At 70.7% G+C, this 20,944-nt stretch carries 17 protein-coding genes and 2 pseudogenes; 9 read left to right on the top strand and 10 right to left on the bottom strand.

Translation table 11 applies throughout. The annotated features are described in order from the left end of the window. The first annotated feature begins 41 nt into the window (after positions 1 to 41). A complete protein-coding gene (locus HNQ58_RS08135) occupies positions 42 to 1,433 on the top strand; it encodes an MBL fold metallo-hydrolase RNA specificity domain-containing protein (RefSeq protein WP_183948408.1) in 1,392 nt (463 codons plus the stop codon). Positions 1,434 to 1,640: 207 nt separating this feature from the next. Here HNQ58_RS08135 and HNQ58_RS08130 read toward each other — a convergent pair whose 3' ends face one another. The 6 genes from HNQ58_RS08130 to HNQ58_RS08105 form a co-directional block, all read right to left on the bottom strand. After that, the gene (locus HNQ58_RS08130) at positions 1,641 to 3,485 is read right to left on the bottom strand and encodes a DUF885 domain-containing protein (RefSeq protein ID WP_221301218.1); all 1,845 of its coding nucleotides are present in this window, start codon (positions 3,483 to 3,485) and stop codon (positions 1,641 to 1,643) included. A 286-nt stretch (positions 3,486 to 3,771) separates the two neighbouring features. Further along, on the bottom strand, positions 3,772 to 4,470 hold the full coding sequence (locus tag HNQ58_RS08125; RefSeq protein WP_183948407.1) for a DUF502 domain-containing protein: 699 nt from the start codon (positions 4,468 to 4,470) through the stop codon (positions 3,772 to 3,774). An 11-nt stretch (positions 4,471 to 4,481) separates the two neighbouring features. Next, complete coding sequence (locus tag HNQ58_RS08120; protein ID WP_183948406.1) at positions 4,482 to 5,807, bottom strand: formylglycine-generating enzyme family protein; 1,326 nt, start codon at positions 5,805 to 5,807, stop codon at positions 4,482 to 4,484. Between the two features lie 99 nt (positions 5,808 to 5,906). Then, positions 5,907 to 6,371 carry a DUF4442 domain-containing protein gene (locus HNQ58_RS08115; RefSeq protein ID WP_183948405.1) on the bottom strand — a complete coding sequence of 155 codons (465 nt, stop codon included), beginning with the start codon at positions 6,369 to 6,371 and terminating at the stop codon, positions 5,907 to 5,909. Between the two features lie 15 nt (positions 6,372 to 6,386). Beyond that, complete coding sequence (gene trxA, locus HNQ58_RS08110; RefSeq protein ID WP_183948404.1) at positions 6,387 to 7,247, bottom strand: thioredoxin; 861 nt, start codon at positions 7,245 to 7,247, stop codon at positions 6,387 to 6,389. 104 nt (positions 7,248 to 7,351) lie between these two features. Continuing rightward, positions 7,352 to 8,644: a metal-dependent hydrolase family protein gene (locus HNQ58_RS08105; RefSeq protein WP_183948403.1), complete on the bottom strand. Its 1,293-nt coding sequence runs from the start codon at positions 8,642 to 8,644 to the stop codon at positions 7,352 to 7,354. A 310-nt stretch (positions 8,645 to 8,954) separates the two neighbouring features. Between HNQ58_RS08105 and leuS the strand changes: the two genes are divergently transcribed. The 3 genes from leuS to holA all read left to right on the top strand — a co-directional run bounded on the left by leuS (position 8,955) and on the right by holA (position 13,408). Further along, positions 8,955 to 11,582: a leucine--tRNA ligase gene (gene leuS, locus HNQ58_RS08100; RefSeq protein WP_183948402.1), complete on the top strand. Its 2,628-nt coding sequence runs from the start codon at positions 8,955 to 8,957 to the stop codon at positions 11,580 to 11,582. A gap of 295 nt (positions 11,583 to 11,877) precedes the next feature. Beyond that, complete coding sequence (locus HNQ58_RS08095) at positions 11,878 to 12,378, top strand: LPS-assembly lipoprotein LptE (RefSeq protein ID WP_183948401.1); 501 nt, start codon at positions 11,878 to 11,880, stop codon at positions 12,376 to 12,378. Between the two features lie 4 nt (positions 12,379 to 12,382). Next, positions 12,383 to 13,408, top strand: coding sequence for a DNA polymerase III subunit delta (gene holA / locus HNQ58_RS08090; RefSeq protein ID WP_183948400.1), 1,026 nt, complete (start codon positions 12,383 to 12,385; stop codon positions 13,406 to 13,408). Positions 13,409 to 13,472: 64 nt separating this feature from the next. On the opposite strand, the gene HNQ58_RS08085 is transcribed toward holA, so the two are convergent. After that, the gene (locus tag HNQ58_RS08085; RefSeq protein ID WP_183948399.1) at positions 13,473 to 14,855 is read right to left on the bottom strand and encodes a sensor domain-containing diguanylate cyclase; all 1,383 of its coding nucleotides are present in this window, start codon (positions 14,853 to 14,855) and stop codon (positions 13,473 to 13,475) included. Positions 14,856 to 15,023: 168 nt separating this feature from the next. On the opposite strand from HNQ58_RS08085, the pseudogene nadD reads away from it, so the two are divergent. The 3 genes and pseudogenes from nadD to rlmH form a co-directional block, all read left to right on the top strand. Then, positions 15,024 to 15,686, top strand: a pseudogene (gene nadD / locus HNQ58_RS08080) (nicotinate-nucleotide adenylyltransferase); the annotation flags it as partial. Positions 15,687 to 15,734: 48 nt separating this feature from the next. Then, a complete protein-coding gene (gene rsfS, locus HNQ58_RS08075; protein WP_183948397.1) occupies positions 15,735 to 16,139 on the top strand; it encodes a ribosome silencing factor in 405 nt (134 codons plus the stop codon). Positions 16,140 to 16,272: 133 nt separating this feature from the next. Then, entirely contained in the window at positions 16,273 to 16,743 is a 471-nt protein-coding gene (rlmH, locus tag HNQ58_RS08070; RefSeq protein ID WP_183948396.1) for a 23S rRNA (pseudouridine(1915)-N(3))-methyltransferase RlmH, read from the top strand. Positions 16,744 to 16,826: 83 nt separating this feature from the next. Here the strand turns inward: rlmH and HNQ58_RS08065 are convergent, their stop codons facing one another. The 3 genes and pseudogenes from HNQ58_RS08065 to HNQ58_RS13665 form a co-directional block, all read right to left on the bottom strand. Further along, positions 16,827 to 17,468 carry a prepilin-type N-terminal cleavage/methylation domain-containing protein gene (locus tag HNQ58_RS08065; protein WP_183948395.1) on the bottom strand — a complete coding sequence of 214 codons (642 nt, stop codon included), beginning with the start codon at positions 17,466 to 17,468 and terminating at the stop codon, positions 16,827 to 16,829. Between the two features lie 95 nt (positions 17,469 to 17,563). Further along, positions 17,564 to 18,028: a histidine kinase gene (locus HNQ58_RS13415; RefSeq protein ID WP_246417189.1), complete on the bottom strand. Its 465-nt coding sequence runs from the start codon at positions 18,026 to 18,028 to the stop codon at positions 17,564 to 17,566. 100 nt (positions 18,029 to 18,128) lie between these two features. Next, a pseudogene (locus HNQ58_RS13665) lies at positions 18,129 to 18,635 on the bottom strand (ExeA family protein); the annotation flags it as partial. 128 nt (positions 18,636 to 18,763) lie between these two features. On the opposite strand from HNQ58_RS13665, the gene HNQ58_RS08055 reads away from it, so the two are divergent. Continuing rightward, positions 18,764 to 19,333 carry a Maf family protein gene (locus tag HNQ58_RS08055; RefSeq protein WP_221301216.1) on the top strand — a complete coding sequence of 190 codons (570 nt, stop codon included), beginning with the start codon at positions 18,764 to 18,766 and terminating at the stop codon, positions 19,331 to 19,333. 108 nt (positions 19,334 to 19,441) lie between these two features. After that, positions 19,442 to 20,932: a ribonuclease G gene (gene rng / locus HNQ58_RS08050; protein ID WP_183948393.1), complete on the top strand. Its 1,491-nt coding sequence runs from the start codon at positions 19,442 to 19,444 to the stop codon at positions 20,930 to 20,932. The last annotated feature ends 12 nt before the right edge of the window (positions 20,933 to 20,944 follow it).

Below are 20,944 nucleotides of genomic sequence, written 5' to 3'. Positions count from 1 at the left end.
GGCGTGGCTGCCGCGGAGGGTGGCGAATCGAGGTGCTGTCGATGCGAGTGACATTCCACGGGGCCGCCGGCGAGGTGACCGGCTCCTGCCATCTGGTCGAGGCCAACGGCCATCGGATCCTGCTCGATTGCGGGCTGGTGCAGGGGCGCGAGGAGGACGAGGGGCGCAACGCCGAGCCGTTCCCGTTCCGCGTCGAGGACATCGACGCGGTCGTGCTCAGCCACGCCCACATCGACCATGCCGGCCGTCTGCCGCTGCTGGTCAAGCGCGGCTACCGCGGCCCGATCTGGACCCATCCGGCCACCGCCGACCTGCTCCGCATCATGCTGGCCGATTCGGCGGCGCTGGCCGAGGCCGACGCCAACTACGCCAACCGCCACCGCGCGCCCGGCCAGCCCGAGGCCAGGCCGCTGTATACCCAGCGCGACGTCATCGACACGCTCAAGCAGGTGCGCGTGCTGGAGTACGACGTGGTGCGCGAGATCGCCGCCGGCGTGCGCGTGCGCTTGAGCGATGCCGGTCACATCCTCGGCTCGGCCATCGTCGAGCTGTGGGGCAATGGCAGCGAGGCGATGAAGGCGCGCAAGCTGGTGTTCTCCGGCGATCTCGGCCTGCGCGGCATCCCGATCCTGCGCAATCCGACACTGATCCCCGACGCCGACCTGGTGATGATGGAGTCCACCTATGGCGACCGCCCGCACCGCGACCGCGGCGCCACCGTGCAGGAGCTGGGCGAGATCTTCGCCCGCGCGCGGGAAGAGGGCGGCAACGTGCTGATTCCCGCCTTCGCGGTCGGGCGCACGCAGGAGATCCTGTACTGGTTCGCCAAGCACTACGACGACTGGCAGCTCGGGCGCTGGCGGATCTTCCTCGACAGCCCGATGGCGGTGAAGGTGCTGGATGTCTACAACCGCCACACCCGGCTGTTCGATGCCGACGCCAGCCGGGTGTGGGTGAGCCACCCGCATCCGTTCCGGCTGCCCAACCTGCGCCTGACCGCCGAGGTCGCGCAATCGCAGGAGATCAATGCCATCAAGGGCGGCGCGATCATCATCGCCGGCTCGGGCATGTGCACCGGCGGCCGCATCCGCCACCACCTGCGGCAGAACCTCGGCCGCCGCAATGCCCACGTGGTTTTCGTCGGTTACCAGGCCGCCGGCACGCTCGGGCGGCGGCTGGTGGACGGCGCCACGCAGGTGCGGCTGTTCGGCGAGGACATCCGCGTCAACGCGCAGGTGCACACCGTGGGCGGCTTGTCGGCGCACGCCGACCAGCCGGAGCTGCTGCACTGGTACGGCGGCTTCCGCGAGCGTCCGCCGGTGGTGCTGGTGCATGGCGAGGACCGCGCCCGCGAGCCGCTGGCGCGGAAGCTGCGCGAGACGTGCGGCTGCGAGGTGAGCCTGGCGCAACCCGGCGCCAGCGTCGAGGTGTAGAGGCGGTCTGTCGCGATAGCGACCGGCGGGTCCGTGTGGGCGCAGGCGCGGTTTTCCGCCAGGCCGGCCCGGGCATGCACCAGGCGACGTGCGGGAGAGGTCAGGACGAGGCCTTACCGTCGCTTCGGCTCGCTTCCCGTCTGCCGGTTCCGACGGAAAGGCGCCAGGCCGCCTGCAGGCGGCCTGGCGCGGTGCGGCAGATCGTGGTCAGCCGCGCTGCGTTTCGATCCAGCGCTCGATCTTGGCCTCCAGCACGTTCAGCGGCACCGAGCCGTCCTTGAGCACCTCGCGGTGGAAGGCGCGCACGTCGAAGCGCTCGCCGAGCGCAGCTTCGGCGCGATCGCGCAGCTCGCGGATCTTGAGCTGGCCGATCTTGTAGGCCAGCGCCTGGCCCGGGATCGCCATGAAGCGCTCGGCCTCGGAGACGGCACGGGTCGGCTGCACCGGCGAGTTGGCGTACATGTAGTCGAGCACGTCCTGGCGGCTCCAGCCCTTGGCGTGCAGGCCGGTGTCCACCACCAGGCGGATCGAGCGCCACAGCTCGTATTCCAGCGCGCCGAAGTACATCAGCGGGTCGCGGTAGACGCCCAGCTCCTTGCCCAGCGACTCCGCGTACAGGCCCCAGCCTTCGGAGAAGGCGGTCTCGCCCCCGAAGCGGCGGAACGCGGGCAGGTCGGTGAGTTCGCGCTGCAGGGCGATCTGGAAATGGTGGCCGGGCGTGGCTTCGTGCAGATACAGCGCCTCCAGCGAATAGCGCGGGCGGGCCGGGATGTCGTAGGTGTTGACGTAGAAGATGCCTGGGCGGCGGCCGTCCTGCGACGGCGCCTGGTAGGACGCGGCCGAGGCCGAAGGCGCGCGGAAGGCTTCGACCGGGCGGATCTCGAAGTCGGCCCGGGGCATCAGGTCGAACAGGGCCGGCAGCAGCGGATCGACGGTGGCGCGGAAGGCGCGGTACTGGTTCAGCAGGTCGTCCTCGTCGGCGAAGCGCGACTCCGGCAGCGACTGCACGTGGGCGAACAGGGCCGCGAGGTCGCGCTCGACGCCGAGCTGCCCGGCGACGTCCAGCATCTCGGTATGGATGCGGGCGACCTCGTCCAGGCCGATCTGGTGGATCTGTTCCGGAGTCAGCGTGGTGGTGGTGCTCTGTGCCACCCGCCAGGCGTACCAGGCCTCGCCATCGGGCAGGGCGGACAGGCCGACGCTGTCGCGGCAGGCCGGCAGGTATTCGTTGGCGACGTAGTCGCGCAGCCGCCGGTAGGCCGGCATCAGGGTGTCGGCGATGAGTGTGCGATAGGCCTCGGTCAGGCGCGCCCGGTCCGCAGCGGAGAAGTCGGCCGGCAGCTTGGCGATCGGCTGCCAGAACAGGGTCTGGGTCGGGTCGTCGTGGATCAGCGCGTCGAGCTGCGGGATCACCTTCTCGATCAGCACGCGCGGCTGCACGATGCCGCGATGCACGCCCTCGCGCAGGTTGGCGATCATCTGGTCGAACAGGGCGGGGATGTTGCCGGCGCGGGCCAGCCAGTGGTCGTAGTCCTGCACGGTGACGAACGGCTGCGCACTGCTGCCGGAGCCGAGCATGGCGTACTGGCCGGCCAGGTTGTAGAACTGGTTGAGCGGCGCCAGGTGCTGCGGGAAGCGGTAGCCCGCCAGCTCGCCCTCGAGGTTGTGCACGAAGATCTCGTAGCTCAGCCGCGCCTGCCCGTCCAGGCCGTCGCCGCCTATGGCCCTGGCGCGTTCCAGCCAGCGCTGGGCGAGGGCGCGGTTTTCCTCGATGTAGTCCGGGGCGAGGAAGTTCGGCAGGCGGTCGTTGTAGCGGTGGTCGCCGATGAAGGTGGCCTGGACCGGGTTGCGTTGCAGACGCTCCTCCCAGTATTCGGCGTAGAGCTGTTCGAGCTGGGCGGCACGGGCCTCGGCCTGCGCCGCACCGACGGCGGCGGTTTCGACGCCGCGATTGTCGTTGCCGCTGGGGCCGCAGCCGGCGAGCGCGGCACCGAGCGCCAGGGCGAGGACGGAACGGGTCAGCAGCGAACGGGAGGCGGGGGCGTGCGGCATCGAATCACTCCGGGGGCGAGGAAATTCCCAGCCTCGCCGTTGCCATACGGGGCGGCCATATGCCTTTAGTCACGGCACCCGGGAAAGAGCATCAAACCCTGGTCATTCCCGCGCAAGCGGGACCGGGCGCAGCGATGGCGCAGCCGCGAAGCGGCCGAGTCCAGTGTCTCTCGATTCAATACCTTGAAAAGTCGCTGGATGCCCGCCTTCGCGGGCAAGACGGCTCGAGCGTTGCCATTGCCGGCGCGCGCAGAGCCGTCGATTGGGCTTTTGACGAATCCCGAATTCAGCGCTGTGGCTTGAGGTCGGCCGCCTCGGTCGGCGGCTCGCCCTTCTCGGCCGGCGGCGTGAACGGGATATGGTCCGGACTGACCGCGCCGCCGGAGATGATGAAGGCCATGGCCTGGTCGATCGTCCAGTCGGTGGGGGTCACTTTTTCCACCGGCACGATCTCCAGGTAGCCGGAGGTCGGGTTGGGGGTGGTCGGCACGTACACCGCGGCCAGCTCGCGCTGCGATCCCTGCTCGCGGATCACCCGGGTGACGAAGCCGATCACCTTCATGTCCTGGTGCGGGAAGTCGATCAGCACCACGCGCTGGGTGCCCTCGGGCTTCTTCTGCAGCATGCTCAGCAGCTTCTTGGTGCCGCCGTAGATGGTCTGCACCAGCGGAATGCGGCTGATGAAGCTGTCGAAAGTCGCCAGCAGCTGGCGGCCCACCACGCGGTTGGCCAGCCAGCCCAGGCCGTAGAGGAAGGCGATGGTCAGCAGCACCGCCAGCACGAAGCGCAGCCATTCGTGGTCGAGCGCGACGCCGAAGAACGGCAGCAGCCGGCTGAACACGGCGAAGAAGGCATCGACGATCGGCGCGCCCAGCCTCGAGAGCTGGCGCAGCACGAACTCGAACACGATCCAGGTCAGCCACACCGGGAACACGGTCAGCAGGCCGGTGATGAGATAGCGCTGCAGGTGGGGGATGCGGGGCATGGTTGGCGATTCTATGGCGTAAGTGGGGGGCTGGCCGTCGGCAGTTCGTCCGGGCCCAGCTCGCGCACCAGGCGGAAGCCGACATCGTCGTAGCCGCGGCCGCCGGCGACAGCACGCGGAGCGGTGGCCTGCTCGCGCCCGGCCGGATCGCGCCAGGAGGCGCCGGCCGCCAGCCGCTCGCTGCAGTCGCCGGCGCAGTCTGCCAGCCATTCGGCGACGTTGCCGTGCAGGCCGCGCAGACCGTAACGACCGGCGTCGAGCGCGTCTGCCGGGCGGGTACCCTCGCAGCCGCGCCCCTGGCGTTCGCAGTCGCCATCGCCGGCCGCGGGGCCGGCGAAGCGCCGCCACTCGGCGGCGGTGGGCAGACGCAGACGCAGCCCGCTGCGTTCGGCCAGCCATCGCGCGTAGGCCTCGGCATCCTCCGGACTGACGCAGACGACCGGGTGGGTGTCGTCCTGGGCGAAGCCGGGGGCCGACCAGTCGCGGCTCTGGAACAGGCGCAGCAGCGCGAAACGGCCCTGGCAGCGGGCCGGCCCGCGGCCGCTGGCGCGGGCGAACTCGGCATACTCGCCGCGGGTGATTTCGCGCGCCATCACGGCCAGTGCCGGTTGCGTGTCGCTGGCCGGGGCGAAGAACACCCAGGGCAGGGCATGGTCGTCGAGCACATCGCCGGGGCGCGGCAGGCGTGTGCCCCGTTCGAGCCATGGACGCAGGTCGGGATGGTCCGGGTCGAGCGCCTGCGCCAGCTCGACCAGGCGCTGGCCGCGCCTGCCGTCGTGGGCCGCCACCGAGGCGGCGAGTGCGTCGATCAGACTGTCGCGCACCTGTTGCTTGAAGCCGCGCCAGGCGTCCTCGGTGGTCAGGCCGGCGCGCACCGCGAAATCGCGGGCCAGCCCGTGCAGGCGGCGGGCCTCGGCGGTGTCGCCCTCGCGGATGTAGCGGGCGACCTGCTCGCCGAGCCGGGTCAGCGTGGCGCGCAGACCGGCCTGCACTTCGGGGTCGAGCGGCTCGCGCGCGAACGCGGTCAGGAAGGTCTCGATCGCGTTGCCGCCCGGCGGGCGGCTGAGCGAGTTGCGCGCGAGCTGGCGGTGGCCGGCGGCGAGCAGGTCGGCCAGCTCGCCATGGGTCGGCGTGTCGATGAGGGTCGCCTGGTCGACCGGACGCTGCGGCGCGCTGTCGACCGCCGCGGCCGCAGAAGTGTCGAGCCCGGTGGGTGAGGGCGCACGCAGCAGCCACAGGCTGCCGAGGGCCAGCGCCAGGGTGATCGCCGCCGGCACGAACCAGCGCCGTGGGCGGTGGCTTGCCGGAATGTCCTGCGGGTGCGGGGCGTCGGTCATCGCGAGGGTTCGGGGGCTGCGCCGGGTGACGACGGCGCGCATGCAGCATACGTCACCGTGACATCCCGGCGACAGGCGTCGCCGTCGCCGGTGATGCGGTCAGTCCGTGCCCGGGCGGCGGCGCTTGCGGCGCACATACAGTTGCTTGCGCACGCGGGCCACGACCTCGCCGGCGCTGTCCGTCACCTCGGTCTCGAACCAGCGCAGCACCTTGCCGCCGTCGGCCGCGGCCGCGCGCAGCTCGTCGAGCGTTGCCGGCGGCAGGCGGAACTCGGCGCGCACGGTATCGCGGCCGGGTTTGACGAAGGTGATCTCGCCGGCCGCGTCCCACACCACATGGTCGCGGCCGAGCGCATTGATCGCCAGCAGCATCCAGAACGGATCGGTCATCGCGAACAGGCTGCCGCCGAAGTGGGTGCCGACGTAGTTGCGGTTGTACCAGCGCATGTGCAGGGCGACGCGGGCGTAGGAAAAGTCCTCCGCCAGTGCTTCGACCCGGATGCCGGAGAACAGGAACGGCGGCCACCAGTTCATCAGCCACCGCAGGCGCCGGGCCTTGCTCATCGCGCGGGCCGAGGATCAGAACAGCACCGAGGCCATCTTGCGGCGGTAGGCGCCGACCAGGTCCTCGTCCTCGATGACCGCGAAGGCCTCGATCAGCGCCTTGCGCGGCAGGCCGTCGGCATAGTCGCGGTCGGTCCTGAGCATGTGCAGGAAGTGATCGAGGCCGGCCCGGGCGTCGCCGTCGACGATCAGATGCGTGCCGAGCAGGTAGCGGGCTTCCAGGTCGTCGGGGTCGGCCTCGATGCGGCGCTGCAACTCGGCCTGTGTGGGTGCGTCCTTCAGGCGTTGGGCGAAACCCAGCCGCGCGCGCGCCGCCCTGGCGCGGTCGTCGGTGGCGAGATTGGCCGGCAGGGCGTCGAGCAGTGCGGCGGCCTCGTCGGTCTCGCCGGCCCGCAGCAGGGCGAGCGCGAGGTCGAGCCGCAGTTCGGCCTTGTCCGGCTCGGCGGCGAGAGCCTCGCGCAGCGCGGCGATTTCCGCCTGCGGATCGCGCGGCGCCTGGGCGGCGGGTGACTCCGGTTCGGCGGTTCCGGCCGGGACGATGCCGTGATGCTTGAGGAACTCGCGCAGCTGGCCTTCCGGCAGCGCGCCGGGAAAGCCGTCGACCAGTTGGCCGTCCTTGATCAGCATCACGGTCGGCACCGAGCGGATCTGGAAGTACCCTGCCAGCGCCTGCTCGGCATCGACATCGACCTTGGCCAGCACGAAGGCGCCGTTGTACTCGGCGGCCAGCTTCTCCAGCACCGGCTTGAGCTGCTTGCACGGCCCGCACCAGGCCGCCCAGAACTCGACCAGCACCGGCGTCTGCAGGGAGCGCTCGAGCACCTCGGTCTGGAAGCCGGCGGTGGTGGCGTCGAAGGCGAAGGCGGAGTCGGTCATCGTGGCTTTCCGTCGTGGGACTTGGCTCGATCAGATGGTGGCGCGACGGCGCGAATGCAAGCCCGTGCGACCGCGATGCGGTCGTGCCGGCGGCGCGTACCGCGTCAGGGCTGCCGGTACACCACGCCGTCCTTCATCACGAAATCCACCTTGCGCACCAGCGTGATGTCCTCCAGCGGATTGCCGGGCACGGCCACGATGTCGGCCAGTTTGCCCGGCTCCAGCGTGCCCTGCTCGTCCTCGGTGCCGAGCACCTGGGCGGCGTGGATCGTCGCCGTCCTCAGCGCCTCGGCCGGCGCCATGCCGGCCTCGACCATGAAGACGAACTCATCGGCGTTGTCGCCGTGGTAGCTCACGCCGGCGTCGGTGCCGAAGGCGATCTTCACGCCGGCCCGGTGCGCCCTGGCGAAGGTGTCCTGGATCTGCGCGCCGATGCGGGCGGCCTTGGGGCGCACGATCTCGGGGTAGTAGCCGTCGATCTTCGCCTTTTCGGCCACGAAGCGGCCGGCGCTGATGGTCGGCACGTACCAGGTGCCGTGCTGCTTCATCAGCCGGAAGATCTCCTCGTCCATGTAGGTGCCGTGCTCGATCGTGGTCACGCCGGCGAGAATGGCGCGCCGCATGCCCTCCTTGCCGTGGGCATGGGCGGCGACGTGGTAGCCGTAGTCCTTCGCGGTCTCCACCACCGCGCGCACCTCGGCCTCGGTGAACTGGGGGCCGTCGCCCGATCTGGCGTAGCTCAGCACGCCGCCGGTGGCGGTGATCTTGATCAGGTCCGAGCCGTCCTTGTAGCGCTGGCGCACCGCCTGGCGGGCCTGCTCGGCGCCGTTGGCCACGCCCTCGGTCGGCCCCGGCGCGCCGAGCGCCGCCGACAGTTCGCGGTTGTAGCCGTTGGTGGGGTCGGCGTGGCCGCCGGTGGTGGCGATCGACTTGCCGGCGGCGTGGATCCGCGGCCCCTTGATCTGCCCCTGCGCGATCGCGTCGCGCAGGGCCAGGGCGATGGTGCCACCGAGGTCGCGCACGGTGGTGAAGCCGGCCAGCAGCGTCCTCTCGGCGTAGCCGACGGCGCGGAAGGCGAAGTGCTCCGGATTCAGGCGGAAGCCCTCGGCGTAGCGCGCCGGGCTCGACTCCTGGGTGATGTGCACGTGCAGGTCGGTCCAGCCCGGCATGCAGGTATGGCCGGAGAGATCGACGATTCGTGCGCCCTCGACTCCGGTCCGGCCGGGCTGGACCGAGCGGATGCGGTCGCCCTCGATCACCACCGTGCGGTCGGCGACCAGACGGCCGTTGCGGGCGTCGAACAGTTGGCCGCAGTGGACGGCGGTGAGTTCGGCCGCGCCGGCGGCGGGCAAGACGGCGAGCAGGGACAGGGCAAGGACGGGGCGGGTCGGTGGCATGGTCGCGGCTCCTCGGTGGAGCGCCGACTATAGCGCGCGCCCGCGGGCGGCGACCGGACCGAAGGATCGAAGGATCATGGGCGTGGCCACCGTGGGAGGCGGCGGCCTCCCGCCATCACGATACAGCCCAAGCCCATCCGATCCCCTCGGGACGATCTGGCTGCGGGCCGGGGGATGCAGGGGCATGCTGCACAGCCGCGAAGCGGGCGACATCCGGATCCCCGGCAGTCCGCCAGCCCGATTGCCGGGGAATTGCTGGGGATTTGTGCACTGCGGTAGGCTGGCCGCCTTGATTTCTCCGCCCTCCGCCATGCAGCCCAACCACGCATCCGTCCCGGCCGAGCCGGGCGCCTACGATCCGCGCGCCGTCGAGGCCGCCGCCCAGTCCTTCTGGTCCCGCACCCGCGCCTTCGAGGTCGTCGAGGACCCGTCGAAGCCGAAGTTCTACTGCCTGTCGATGCTGCCGTACCCGTCGGGCGCGCTGCACATGGGCCACGTGCGCAACTACACCATCGGCGACGTGATCAGCCGCTACCAGCGCATGCTGGGCAAGAACGTGCTGCAGCCGATGGGCTGGGACGCCTTCGGCCTGCCGGCCGAGAACGCCGCGATCAAGAACCGCACCGCGCCGGCGAAGTGGACCTACGCCAACATCGAGCACATGCGCAGCCAGCTCAAGTCGCTCGGCTACGCCATCGACTGGTCGCGCGAGTTCGCCACCTGCCGGCCGGACTACTACGTGCACGAGCAGCGCATGTTCGTGCGTCTGTTCGAGAAGGGACTGGTGTACCGCAAGAACGCGGTCGTCAACTGGGATCCGGTGGACCAGACCGTGCTGGCCAACGAGCAGGTGGTCGATGGTCGCGGCTGGCGCTCGGGCGCCCTGGTCGAAAAGCGCGAGATCCCGCAGTGGTTCCTCAGGATCACCGCTTACGCCCAGGAGCTGCTGGACGAGCTCGACCGGCTGGATGGCTGGCCGGAGGCGGTCAAGACCATGCAGCGCAACTGGATCGGGCGCAGCGAGGGTCTGGAGATCGACTTCGCGGTCGAGGGTTCGGATGAGACCCTGCGCGTGTTCACCACGCGGCCCGACACCCTCATGGGCGTGACCTACATGGCGGTTGCCGCCGAGCATCCGCTCGCCACGCGTGCGGCTGAAGGCAAGCCAGAACTGGCTGCCTTCATCGCCGAGTGCCGCAAGGGTGGCGTGTCGGAGGCCGAGCTGGAAACGCAGGAGAAGCGCGGCATGCCGACCGGCCTGCACGCGATCCATCCGGTATCCGGCGAGCGCGTGCCGATCTGGGTCGCCAACTTCGTGCTGATGGGCTACGGCACCGGCGCGGTGATGGCGGTGCCCGGCCACGACGCGCGCGACTTCGAGTTCGCCCACAAGTACGGCCTGCCGATCAAACAGGTGATCGCGGTCGAAGGCGAGACCTACGACGACACCCGGTGGCAGGACTGGTACGCCGACAAGACCGACCCGCGGATGCGCGTGGTCAACTCCGGTGTGATCGACGGTCTGGATTACCGCGGCGCCTTCGACAAGATCGCCGAAGTGCTGGGTGACAAGGCCGAGCGTCGGGTCAACTTCCGTCTGCGCGACTGGGGCGTGAGCCGCCAGCGCTACTGGGGCTGCCCGATTCCGATGATCCACTGTCCTGGCTGTGGCGACGTGCCGGTGCCCGAGGACCAGCTGCCGGTGGTGCTGCCCGAGGACGTGGCCTTCTCCGGCGTGGTCAGTCCGATCAAGGCCGACCCCGAGTGGCGCAAGACCACCTGCCCGAAGTGCGGCGGCGCCGCCGAGCGCGAGACCGACACCTTCGACACCTTCATGGAGTCGAGCTGGTACTACGCCCGCTACACCTGCCCGGGCGCGGCCGACATCGTCGACGAGCGCGCCAATTACTGGCTGCCGGTGGACCAGTACATCGGTGGCATCGAGCACGCCATCCTGCACCTGCTGTACTTCCGCTTCTTCCACAAGCTGCTGCGCGACGCCGGCTTCGTCACCAGCGACGAACCGGCCAGCCGCCTGCTCTGCCAGGGCATGGTGGTCGCCGAGACCTTCTACCGCAGTCAGGCCGACGGCTCGAAGATCTGGTTCAACCCCGCCGACGTGGACATCGTCCGCGACGAGCGCGGACGCATCACCGGCGCCACCTTGCGTGCCGATGGCCGGCCGGTGGAGATCGGCGGCGTCGAGAAGATGTCCAAGTCGAAGAACAACGGCGTCGATCCACAGGCGATGGTGGACAAATACGGCGCCGACACCGTGCGCCTGTTCTCGATGTTCGCCGCTCCGCCCGAGCAGAGCCTGGAGTGGAACGAAGCCGGCGTGGAGGGCATGGCGCGCTTCCTGCGCCGGCTGTGGACGCAGGTGCACAAGCACGTCGCCGGCGGTCCCGCTCCGGCGCTGGACAAGGCCGCGCTCGATCCCGCGCAGAAGGCCATGCGCCGCCAGGTGCACGAGACCATCGCCAAGGTCGGTGACGACATCGGCCGCCGCTACACCTTCAACACCGCCATCGCCGCCGTGATGGAGCTGATGAACGCGCTGGCGAAGTTCGACGACGCCAGCGCCCAGGGCCGCGCCGTGCTGCAGGAGGCCTGGGAGGCCGTGGTGCGCCTGCTCAACCCGATCACCCCGCACGCCAGCCATGCCCTGTGGCAGGCGCTCGGCCACCCCGAGACGCTGATCGAGGACCTGAGCTGGCCGGTGGCCGATCCCGACGCGCTGGTGCGTGACACGGTCACCCTGGCGGTGCAGGTCAACGGCAAACTGCGCGGCCAGATCGAAGTGCCGGTGAGCGCCGATCACGCCGCCATCCAGGCCCAGGCCCTCGCCGAGCCCGGCGTGGCCAGGTTCATGGAAGGGCTGAGCGTGCGCAAGGTGATCGTCGTCCCCGGCAAGATCGTCAACATCGTCGCCGGGTGAGCCCGACAGGCAGCGCTCCCTCGGGAGCGGAAAGCAAAGCCCCTCTCCCCGGGAGTGATCGAAGCGGCGCTGTCGAGCCCTCCCCTTCAAGGGGAGGGTTGGGTGGGGATGGCGTGCAGGCTCCCGCACGGTGTCGCGAACACCACTCCCACCCCAGTCCTCCCCCTGATGGGGAGGGAGCAGAAGCCGCGCATCGGGGAGGCAGACGCGCGACGCAGCGGCCCGACGCAGTCGCGGCGGCTTCCCCGACGCCGACGCCCCTGCGATCATGCCCCCATCCCACCGGTTCCCGACCATGCGCCACCACCTCGCCCTTGCAGCCATCGCCCTCCTGCTGACCGCTTGCGGCTTCCAGCCGCGGCGCGCGCTCACCCTGCCGCCCGAGCTGGGCGCCGTGCAGGTCGAGTCCGGCGACCGCTACAGCCGCCTGGCCGACGGTCTGGCACGCGCGCTCGAACGCGCCGGCGCCAACGCCGACAAGGCCGCCGACAGGCAGCGGCGCGCCCGTCTGCGCATCGTGTCCGAGCGCTGGAACGAGGGCCCGCTGTCCACCGACGCCACCGCCCGCATCCGCGAGTACGTCACCCGCTACAGCGTCCAGTTCGAGCTGATCGATGCCGCCGGCGTCACCCGCGTGCCGCGCGAGACGGTCGAACTCAGCCGCGAATACGCCTTCGACGCCACCCGCAGCTTCGGCACTCCCGCCGAGCAGGAAGTCATCCGCGAGGAGCTGCAGCGCGACATGGTGGCCGCCATCCTGCGCCGCATCGACGCCAGCCTGCGCGCGGACGACTGAGCCGATGGAGCTGCGCCCCGACCGCTTCGAGGCCCAGCTCGCCCGCGAGCCGCTGCGCCCGGTGTACCTGATCGCCGGCGGCGAGCCGTTGCTGGTGCAGGAGTGCGCCGACGCCGTTCGCGCCAAGGCCCGCGAAGAGGGCTACGGCGAGCGCGAAGTCTTCGACGCCGAAGGCGGCTTCGACTGGAACACGCTCACCCAAGGGCTGGGTTCGCTCAGCCTGTTCGCCACCCGCCGCCTGTTCGACCTGCGCCTGCCCGGCGGCAAGCCCGGCAAGGAAGGCAGCGAAGTGCTGCGCGAGTACTGCGCCCACCCGCCGCCCGACACCGTCCTGCTGATCACCTGCCAGGACTGGAGCCGCCAGCACGCCGGCAAGTGGAGCGAGGCCATCGCCGCCACCGGCCACTTCGTCCCGGTCTGGCCGCTCAAGCCGCACGAACTGCCCGAGTGGCTGCTGCGCCGGCTGCGCCAGCGTGGCCTGCAGGCCACGCCCGAAGCCATCGACGTGCTGGTCGAGCGCGTCGAGGGCAACCTGCTCGCCGCCGCGCAGGAAATCGACAAGCTCGCCCTGCTGCACCCCGGCGCCAATCTCGACGCCGAAGCCATGGCCCGCGCCGTCGCCGACTCCGCCCGCTTCGACGTCTTCCGCCTGATGGACGCCACCCTCGCCGGCGAGCCCGCCCGTGTCGTGCGCATGCTCCGCATCCTGCGCGCCGAGGGTGAGCAAGTGCCTGCCCTGATGGGCTGGGTGGCCGGCGAACTGCAACGCATCGCCGGCTTCGCCGCCGTGCAGGACGCCGGCGGCAACGTCGCCGCCGCCATGAAGGACGCCCGCCTCTGGGACAGCCGCCAGGCCGCCTACCGCCGCGCCATGCAACGCCACGCCGCCGCCCGCTGGGAACACTTCGTCGCCGAATGCGGCCGCATCGACCGCATGGCCAAGGGCCGCGAAAAGGGCGACCCGTGGCTCGCGCTCGAACGGCTGCTGGTGGCGGTGGCCGAGCCGAAGGCGCGGGGATTGGTGGCATGAGTGTCGGGTCCCGGACGCTTCCGGTTTGCTGCGCAGCCAGTACTCCGGATGATCCGGAGCAGGCTCAGCGCTTGTTGCGGTACATCGCCGCGTCGGCGCGGGCGAGCAGGGCTTCGTAGCTTTCGGGGGCGTCGGTGAGTTCGGCGATGCCGAAGCTGGCGCGGGCGGGGGCGCGGCTGTCCTCGAGGTCGGCTTCGATGCGCTGGATGCGCGCCTGGGCGTCGGCGGTGGTGCTGCGGGGCAGGAACAGGGCGAATTCGTCGCCGCTGAGGCGGCCGAGCACGTCGCCGGTCTTGAGGTGACGCTGGCAGGTGCGGGCCAGGGCCTGCAGGGCGGCATCGCCGGCGGCGTGGCCGTGGCGGTCGTTGATCTTCTTCAGGCCGTCGAGGTCCACCATCGCCAGCACGGCGGGCTCGCCGCGATGGCGGGCGGCGGCCATGCCGGCGCGCACTTTCTCCTCGAAGAAGGCGCGCGAGTGGGCGCCGGTGAGCACGTCGTGAGTCAGCAGGTGGCGCAGGCGGGCGTTGTCCTCGTACAGCGAGGGCACGGCGAGGCCCAGGTGGCTGGTGGCGGCCAGGCCGATCAGCACGAACTGCAACGTCAGCGCCTGCGCGTCGAGGTGCAGGACGGCGGTGGCGGCCACCAGCAGCAGACCGAACAGGGCGATGCCGGCAAGCGCGCACAGCTCGCCCTCGGTGTGGACGATCCACAACTGGATGATGATGGCGACGAACAGCAGGAACGGCAGCGTTTCCTGCTCTGGAAACAGCGCCGCACCGGCCAGCACCAGTGCACTGGTGCCGAGCAGCACGGCGAGCTTGAGCGCGGCGCGCGAGGACATGCCGGGGCCGCGCCGGCCGCGGGCGAAGGACTGGATACCTTCCGGGACGGTGATGCCGGCGCGGCCGGCGAGCTTCACCAGGACGACGGCGCACAGCGAGCCGAGCGTGAGCAGGCCGGTGTAGTCGCCGATCCACCACGGCGCGAGCAGGCCCGGGAATTCGTCCGGGTGGATCATGCCGGTGCGGGTCAGGCCCCAGGCGCCGAGCAGGGCCGCCAGCCCCGAGGCGACGGCGCCGCCGATCAGCATCACGCTGACCTTGCGCAGGGTGGTGCGCGGCGAGGCCTCCCAGGCCAGCCGCCGCAACAGCAGGGCCACGCTGCCGTAGGCGCCGGTGTGGGTGAGGGCGAACACCAGCCCGGACAGGGCGATTTCGTTGCCGCTCAGGCCCTGCGCGTACAGGCGGTCGGTGATCAGCGCCGACAGCAGGCAGGCCAGCCACAGCACGGGCAGCGCCCGCGCGCCCAGCACCAGCAGCGCCGAGAAGGTCACCGCGGCCGGCGGAAACCACAGGCTGGCGTGCGGCGCGTACTCCAGCAGGGTCGAAGCGGCGAACGCCCCCAGCCAGACCGCGAGCAGCGCCGCATGTACGCCTGCCGTGGCCATGGCGGACGAGCGAGAACGCAAGAAATCCCCCTGCACGATGTACCGGATCGGCCTTGCCAATATAGCGGCAAGCGTCGGGCAAACCCGTACCTGGCGCACGGCTTGCCCCCGAACTCCGTGGCCCTGCGATGCCGTAAGCTCGCCGCTTCAGGCCACTGCCTTGCGTCCGCGATGCTCACTTTGCTCTACGGCGGCACGTTCGATCCGGTACATCTGGGCCACCTCGCGGTGGCGCGGGCGGCGCGCGATGCGCTGCGGGCGCGGGTGCGGCTGGTGCCGGCGGCCGATCCGCCGCATCGGGCGCCACCTGGCGCGAACGCGGCGCAGCGGGCGGCGATGCTGGACCTGGCCATCGCCGGCGAGCCGGGCCTGTGCGTGGATCGGCGCGAGCTGGGCCGGGCCGGGCCGTCCTACACCTTCGACACGCTGGCCGAGCTGCGGCGCGAGCTGGGAGCGACGGCGCCGCTGGCCTGGCTGGTCGGCGCCGATGCCTTCCGCGGATTGCCGGGCTGGCATCGCTGGCGCGAGTTGTTCGACCTGGCGCACTGGGTGGTGGCGGTGCGGCCGGGGCACGACCTGGCGGCCTTGGACGAGCCGCTGGCCTCGGCCTGCGCCGGGCGCTGGGTGCGCGAGCCCGACGCACTGACGGCGGCCCCGGCGGGGCGGATTTTCGTGCTGGAGATGCCGCTGCGGCCGGAGTCGGCCAGCGAGCTGCGCCGGCGCATCGCGGCCCGGGAGGACTGGGCGGAGATGCTGCCGGCGGCGGTGGCCGGGTACATCCGCACCGAAGGGCTGTACGGGGCGGTTCCCCGGCGCCCGCGCGGGCGTTGATATACTGGCGCTGCGGCTGCGTGCCGCGTCGATACAGGTAACCGTCACTTGTCCTCGCAAGCCCAGGTCATCAAGACCCGCCTCCCCGATCCCCCGCCGCCGCCCCAGGTCCTGCTCCGGCACGTGCACGACGCGCTCGCCGAGATCAAGGCCAAGGACGTCACCGAAATCGACGTCAAGGGCAAGACCAGCGTCACCGACTTCATGGTGATCGCCTCGGGCACCTCCACCCGCCACGTCAAGTCGATCGCCGATGAAGTGATCAAGTTCGCCAAGAGGGCGGGCGTGCAGCCGCTCGGCGTCGAGGGCGAGCGCGAGGCCGAGTGGGTGCTGGTGGACCTGGGCGACGTGGTCGTCCACGTCATGCTGCCGCGGGTGCGTGACTTCTACGCCCTGGAGCGCCTGTGGACGGTCGGCGACCAGCCGCCGGAAGCCGGATCGCTTCCGGCCTGAGGGTTCGCCTGCGGTCGCGGCGCGCGCCGCGAACCGATGCGCGGCGGGGTCCCGGTCGCGGCTTGCGCGGCGGCGGCAGTGGCTGCTGCGCGGCCACGAGCCTGGTGGGCTTCGGCTGCGCTGTCCATCCCCGATGAAGGCCCGCCTGATCGCCGTCGGCGAACGCGCCCCCGACTGGGTGGCGGCGGGGTATGCCGATTACGTGAAGCGGCTGTCGCACTGGTTGCCGCTGGAGCTGGTGGAAGTGGCGCCCGGCCTGCGCGGCAAGGGCCGCGACCCGCAGCGGGCGATGGCCGAGGAAGGCCGGCGGGTGCTGGCCGCGGTGCCCAAGGGCGGGTGGATCGTCGCGCTCGACGGGCGCGGCCGGGCCTGGTCGTCCGAGCAGCTCGCCGGGCGCCTGGCGCACTGGCGGCAGCAGGGTCGCGACCTGGCCTTTCTCGTCGGCGGCCCGGAGGGTCATGCGCCCGAGGTGCTGGCGGCGGCCGACGAGCGCTGGTCGCTGGGGCCGCTGACCCTGCCGCACATGCTGGTGCGGCTGGTGCTGGCCGAGCAGCTCTACCGCGCGGCGAGCCTGCTCGCCAACCACCCCTATCACCGCGCCTGAGGCGGATTTTCGCGGCCTGAAAACGCTGCGCCCCGCACGGGGCGGGGCGTAGCGGGAAGGCGGCGATGCCTGCGTGCTCCGCCTTACATGTCGACACAAACCGTGTAGGTCTGGCCTTCGTTGTAGGTGCCGGCCGCGCTAGTCGGGGGGGCATTGTCGGCGCCTGCCGTGGCGCGGAGCGTGCCGTTGTTGGGGCGGCCGTCATCCAGGGCCGTGTCCAGCGCCACCGCGGCCTTGCCCGGTACATTCCCGAGGCAGACCTGCAGGCGTGCGGACGGGCGCCCCTGATTGTTTGCGTTCACAATGTTGATCAGGCCGCCCCAAGGGTTTCGGGGGAGGGCAGCAGTGCCGGTCGTGGCTGGATTGCCGGACAGAAAGCCGGCGGCGCGCAGATGCCGGAAGAAGCCAATCTGCTCAGGCTCTGTCATCTGGTCCAGAGCATTCACGGTGCCAGTATCGATCCGGCCGTCACCGTTTCCAGCGGTCATGCCGGTCCAACTGGGGCCGCGGCCGGCCACGGCGCCCGGGTCATCGCCCGGCAATTGCCTGTAGCGGTCGATGTAGCCGGTATAGGCGGCGCGGATGGCGTTGATGTCGTTGGCGGCGCTCTTGATGCGGCTGTTCTCGATCAGCTCCTGGCCCTTCAGGATGCCGCCGAGCAGCAGGCCGATGATGACCAGCACGACGGCGATTTCGACCAGGGTGAAACCGGACTGCGTTTTCATGGGTTGCATCGGGTTACCTCGGGTTGCGCGGGTTGCGGGGGTATGACGCTGCTGCAGCCTACCGATGCCGGGGCGGGGCGGGGAGTCGAAAAAATTTACGGGGCCGGCAGGGTGAGCACGAAGTCGATGCCGGTCTCACGGCAGTGGGCGATGAGATCGCCCCCCAGTCCGCGCGCGGCCAGCCGGGCCTGGTGCAGGCCCAGGCCGGTGCCGTCGGGGCGGCTGCTGGCCAGCGGCTCGAAGAGGCGGGCGGGGGGCAGCGCCGGGGCGGTGTCCTGGCGGAACACGGCGCGCACGCAGCCGGCGTCGCGGACGAGATGCAGGCTCACGGGTGTGCCGCCGTTGCCGGCGAAGTTCGAGAACAGGTTGTCGAGGATCCGCTCCAGCGGCGGTCGTGGCAGCCGCAGCCGGTCCGGCCCGCCCGTCACCTCCAGGGACACGCCGTGGAAGCCGGCGTAGATCCGGGCCTCCTCGGCCAGCGACAGTTCGACCGCGGGCGGATCGACCGGCGCACGCCGGGCCAGGGTCGCCACCAGCCGCTCGGCCTGCCGCCGCACCATCGGCGCATGGCCGCGGAACTGCGCGGCCAGCTCCGGCAGCTCGCGCTCGTCCGCGTGCTCGAACTAGCTGCCGCAGCGACGGACGGGCGAGCGTCTCGGCCAGCTCCGGCTGGCCGAACAGGACGATGTTGAGCAGCTTGTGCCGGCTGGTCTCGAGATTGGAGAGCAGGCGGATCTCCTCCAGCGACTCGGGCGGCATGGCGTGCGCCTCGTCGACCAGCAGCACCACCCGGCGGCCGTCGCCGTAGCGCGCGATCAGCTCACGGTTGAGCGCGTCGAGCTTGGTCGGGGCGCTGGCGGCTCCGGGCGACACCCCCAGGTCGTGGGCGATGGCGTCGAGGATCTCGTCGCGGGAGAAGGAGGGATTGGCCAGGTAGATGGCATCGATCTGCGGCGGCAGGCGCTCCAGCAACATCCGGCAGAGCATGGTCTTGCCGCTGCCGACCTCGCCGATGACCGTGACGATGCCTTCTTCGGACTGCAGCGCGTAGCGCAGCGCCTCCAGCAGGGAGCCGCGGCCGGATCCGGCGAAAAAGAAATGCGGATTGGGGGTGATGGAGAAAGGCGTCTCCGACAGGCCGAAGTGGTCGATGTACAGGGATGTCATCGTGTCCTTGGGTCCGGAGGCGTTCGCCGCAGGTATTGCCGGTGTGTCCAAGAATATCCGAATAGCCGTCGTTATCGAGAACTTCGTCACAGGCGGGATCCGCCAGCCGGACGGGTTATCCTGTGCGGATGATCCATCTGGCTTCGCAATCGCCCCGCCGCCGCGAGCTGCTCGCCCTGCTGGGCGTGGAATTCGGCCTGCTCGACGTCGAAGTGCCCGAGCAGCGCGCCCCCGGCGAGCCGCCCGAGGACTATGTCAGCCGGGTGGCGCGGGAAAAGGCCGGCGCCGGCCTGCTCAAGGTGGTCGGCGCGCCCGGCGCACTGGTGCTCGGCGCCGACACCGAAGTGGTGCTCGACGACGAGGTGTTCGGCAAGCCGGCCGACGCCGACGACGCGGCGCGGATGCTGCGCCGCCTGGCCGGACGCACGCACCGGGTGATCTCGGCGGTGTGGCTGCTCAGCGCCGGTTGCGAGGGCCACGCGGTCAACGTGTCCGAGGTGCGCTTCGCCGAGCTGGGGGAGGACGAGATCGCCGCCTATGTCGCCAGCGGCGAGTGCTTCGGCAAGGCCGGCGCCTATGCCATCCAGGGCCGGGCCGGCGGCTTCGTGGCGCACCTGTCGGGCAGTTACTCCGGCGTGATGGGGCTGCCGCTGTACGAAACCCGGGTGCTGCTGCGACGCTTCGGCGTGGCGGTGTAGGGCCGGCTCAGGGGCTGGGCCCCGGCGGTTTCGTCATCCCGGCTTTCGCCGGGATGACGATTCTGAAACGCTGCTCCCGATTTCCGCTCACCGCTCACCGGTCTGCCCATGTCCGAAGAAATCCTGATCAACGTCACCCCGCGCGAGACCCGTGTCGCCGTCGTCGAGAACGGCATGCTGCAGGAGGTGCTCATCGAGCGCAGCTCGCGGCGCGGCTACGTCGGCAACATCTACAAGGGCCGGGTGCAGCGGGTGATGCCGGGCATGCAGGCGGCCTTCGTCGAGATCGGGCTGGAGCGGGCGGCCTTCCTGCACGCCTCGGACATCCTGCGGCCGCCGCCGGCCGCGGTGGCCAGCGAGGGCGAGGCCGAGCCGCCGCCGGCGCCGGTGCCGACCCCGCCGATCTCCGAGCTGGTGCACGAAGGGCAGGAGATCGTGGTGCAGGTGGTCAAGGACCCGATCGGCTCCAAGGGCGCGCGCCTGACCACCCAGCTCAGCATTCCCTCGCGGTATCTCGTGTTGCTGCCGCACTCGAAGGTCGTGGGCGTATCGGCCCGCATCGAGGACGAGGCCGAGCGCGCCCGGCTCAAGGCGCTGCTGGCGCAGTGTGCGGGCGCCTCGACGATGGGCTACATCGTGCGCACCAATGCCGAAGGACAGGGCGCGGAGGCGCTGGCCGAGGATGTCGACTACCTGGGGCGCGTCTGGGAGCTGGTGCGCGCCAATTCGGCGCGCACGCCGGTCGGCGGCTGCATCTACGAGGATCTGTCGCTGCCGCTGCGCGCCCTGCGCGACCTGATGCACGACGGGGTCGAGAAGGTCCGGGTCGATTCGCGCGAAACCTTCGACAAGATCCTGCTGTTCGCCCGCCAGTTCATGCCCGAGTTGGCCGAGCGGGTGGAACATTACCCGGGCGAGCGGCCGATCTTCGACCTCTACGGCATCGAGGACGAAATCCAGCGCGGCCTGCAGAAGGAAGTGCCGCTGAAGTCCGGCGGCCACCTCATCATCGACCAGACCGAGGCGATGACCACCATCGACGTGAACACCGGCTCCTTCCTCGGCCAGCGCAATCTGGAGGAGACGGTGTTCCGCACCAACCTGGAGGCGGCGCAGGCGGTGGCGCGGCAACTGCGGCTGCGCAACCTGGGCGGGATCATCATCATCGACTTCATCGACATGACCGACGAGGACCACCGCCGCCAGGTGCTGCGCACGCTGGAGAAGGCGCTGGCCCATGACCATGCCAAGACCACGGTGTACGACTTCTCGCCGCTGGGCCTGGTGGAGATGACCCGCAAGCGCACCACCGAAAGCCTGGCACGGCAGCTGTGCGAGCCCTGCCACGAATGCGGCGGCCGCGGCATGCTCAAGACCGCCGAGACGCTGACCTACGAGATCTTCCGCGAGATCACCCGCGCGGTGCGCCAGTTCGACGCCCAGCGGCTGCTGGTGCTGGCCGCCCCCAAGGTGGTCAACAAGATCCTGGAGGAGGAGTCGGCCGCCGTGGCCGAGCTGGAAGAATTCCTCGGCAAGTCCATCCGCTTCCAGGCCGATGAGCAGTATTCGCAGGAGCAGTATGACGTCGTGTTGCTTTGAGCCGGGACCGGG

Origin of the sequence: Rehaibacterium terrae, assembly GCF_014202935.1 — a bacterium.
Classification (GTDB): Bacteria; Pseudomonadota; Gammaproteobacteria; order Xanthomonadales; family Xanthomonadaceae; genus Rehaibacterium; species Rehaibacterium terrae.
The sequence above is the reverse complement of the archived record's forward strand: the minus strand, read 5'-3'. Positions and strand labels throughout refer to the sequence as shown.

Coding starts and splice junctions, on each gene's coding strand:
- HNQ58_RS08135 (WP_183948408.1), top strand. CDS start 42: ATGCGAGTGACATTCCACGGGGCCGCCGGCGAGGTGACCGGCTCCTGC.
- holA (WP_183948400.1), top strand. CDS start 12,383: ATGGAGCTGCGCCCCGACCGCTTCGAGGCCCAGCTCGCCCGCGAGCCG.
- leuS (WP_183948402.1), top strand. CDS start 8,955: ATGCAGCCCAACCACGCATCCGTCCCGGCCGAGCCGGGCGCCTACGAT.
- HNQ58_RS08085 (WP_183948399.1), bottom strand. CDS start 14,855: ATGGCCACGGCAGGCGTACATGCGGCGCTGCTCGCGGTCTGGCTGGGG.
- HNQ58_RS08065 (WP_183948395.1), bottom strand. CDS start 17,468: ATGAAAACGCAGTCCGGTTTCACCCTGGTCGAAATCGCCGTCGTGCTG.
- trxA (WP_183948404.1), bottom strand. CDS start 7,247: ATGACCGACTCCGCCTTCGCCTTCGACGCCACCACCGCCGGCTTCCAG.
- HNQ58_RS08095 (WP_183948401.1), top strand. CDS start 11,878: ATGCGCCACCACCTCGCCCTTGCAGCCATCGCCCTCCTGCTGACCGCT.
- rlmH (WP_183948396.1), top strand. CDS start 16,273: ATGAAGGCCCGCCTGATCGCCGTCGGCGAACGCGCCCCCGACTGGGTG.
- HNQ58_RS08120 (WP_183948406.1), bottom strand. CDS start 5,807: ATGACCGACGCCCCGCACCCGCAGGACATTCCGGCAAGCCACCGCCCA.
- HNQ58_RS08115 (WP_183948405.1), bottom strand. CDS start 6,371: ATGAGCAAGGCCCGGCGCCTGCGGTGGCTGATGAACTGGTGGCCGCCG.
- HNQ58_RS08055 (WP_221301216.1), top strand. CDS start 18,764: ATGATCCATCTGGCTTCGCAATCGCCCCGCCGCCGCGAGCTGCTCGCC.
- rng (WP_183948393.1), top strand. CDS start 19,442: ATGTCCGAAGAAATCCTGATCAACGTCACCCCGCGCGAGACCCGTGTC.
- HNQ58_RS13415 (WP_246417189.1), bottom strand. CDS start 18,028: ATGGTGCGGCGGCAGGCCGAGCGGCTGGTGGCGACCCTGGCCCGGCGT.
- HNQ58_RS08105 (WP_183948403.1), bottom strand. CDS start 8,644: ATGCCACCGACCCGCCCCGTCCTTGCCCTGTCCCTGCTCGCCGTCTTG.
- HNQ58_RS08130 (WP_221301218.1), bottom strand. CDS start 3,485: ATGCCGCACGCCCCCGCCTCCCGTTCGCTGCTGACCCGTTCCGTCCTC.
- HNQ58_RS08125 (WP_183948407.1), bottom strand. CDS start 4,470: ATGCCCCGCATCCCCCACCTGCAGCGCTATCTCATCACCGGCCTGCTG.